The 1,507-nt window shown below is 77.7% G+C and carries 1 protein-coding gene and 1 pseudogene; both read left to right on the top strand.

The window, feature by feature from the left end:
- Nucleotides 1-202, top strand: a pseudogene (locus tag G5C65_RS37170) (hypothetical protein); the annotation flags it as partial.
- 2 nt (nucleotides 203-204) lie between these two features.
- Nucleotides 205-1,507 (top strand): MATE family efflux transporter (locus G5C65_RS37165; RefSeq protein WP_338146849.1); only part of this gene is annotated, 1,303 nt, incomplete at its 3' end.

Here is a 1,507-nt window from a genome sequence, read left to right as displayed (position 1 = left end):
GGAGGAGGGCGGACGGGGGGCAGGCCCCGTGTCCGCCGCGGCCCCGGAGCCCTCAGCGGGGGAGACGGCGGAGCCCGGGCGGCCCGGCGAGCCCGGGGAGCCCGGCGAGCCCGGGGAGCCCGGCGAGCAGGCCGGGGAGACCCGCGAGACGGTGGGGCTGCGGGTGCACCGGGCCGGGATGGACGAACAGGCGGGCCGGTAGGGGTGCGGGCCCGTACCGCGATCGTGTGCGCCGTCGCGGACCAGGGAGTCGCCGCGCTCACCAATATCGCGGTCCTCGTCGTCGCCGCGCGGCAGTCCAGCGTGTCCGGGTTCGCGGTGTTCTCCGTCGTCTACACCGTCTTCACCGTCCTCCTCGGCCTGTCCACCGCCTATGTGGGCCAGGCCCTGGTGCTGGAGAAAGGGGAGGGGACGGGGGAGGAGCGTACGGTCGGCGCTGCGTGCGTCTCGGCGGTCGGCTTCGGGGCGCTCGCCTCCGCCGCCGCGGGGGTGCCCGCCGCCGCGGCGCTGTGGGCGGTGGGCGGGGACACGCCGCGGGCGCTCGCGGTGCTCGGCCTCGTGCTGCCCGTCGTCCTCACCCAGGACGTCGCCCGGTACGCCTTCTCGGCGCTCCGGCTCCCGCAGCACGCGCTCGGCTCCGACCTGGTGCGGCTCGCCGCCGCGCTGCCCGCGCTCGCCGTCCAGCCGGCGGGCTCGGGCGCGGCGCGGCTGATCGCCGTGTGGGGGCTGTCCGCGCTGCCGGCCCTCGCCCTCTCGCTGGGGCTGCTGGCGCGGCGCACACGCGGCGCCGGGCGGCCCGACGTACGGCGCTATCTGCGGCGCGGCCACCTCGGGCAGCGGTTCGCCGTCGAGTTCGGGGTGGGCAACGCGGGCACCCAGCTCGCGGTGATCGGGCTCGGGCTGCTCGCCAGCCCGCTCGCGGTCGGTGCGCTGCGCGGGGCCGCCACGCTGTACGGGCCGATGAACGTGCTGTTCAACGCCGCCACCGGGTTCGGCCCCCCGCTGCTGAACCGGGCCGGGAGCCCGGCCCGTTCGGCGCGCGCCGCGTTCACGGCCGGGACCGTGCTCGCCGGGGCCGCCGGCTGCTGGACGGTCGCGCTGACGCTGCTGCCCGGCGCCTGGGGCCGCGAACTCCTCGGGGACACCTGGGACAACGCCTCCCGGCTGCTGCCCGCCACCGGCAGCCAGTACGCGGCGATGGCGCTGGGCACCTGCGGGCTGCTGACGCTGCGGGTGCTGCGCCCGCGCACCACGCTCCCGATCCAGCTGGTCTTCTCCCTCCTCTCCGTCGGCAGCATGCTGGCCGGATACGCGCTCGGCGGGGTGCTCGGCGCCGCCTGGGGGCTGTGCGCCGGGTCGGCGGCGAAGGGCGCGGCGGCCTGGATCCGGGCCGTGCGCGTGGTGCGTACGGGCCCGCAGCTCAGCGCTGCTGCCCCGCACGCCCCGGCCTGTCTCTTATACACCTCTGACGCTGCCGACGGACCTTCGAGTGTCGATGTCGTGGCGC

Source organism: Streptomyces boncukensis, assembly GCF_011045075.1.
Classification (GTDB): Bacteria; Actinomycetota; Actinomycetes; order Streptomycetales; family Streptomycetaceae; genus Streptomyces; species Streptomyces boncukensis.
Note: the sequence above shows the minus strand (reverse complement) of the source record. Positions and strands in the feature narration are given on the sequence as shown.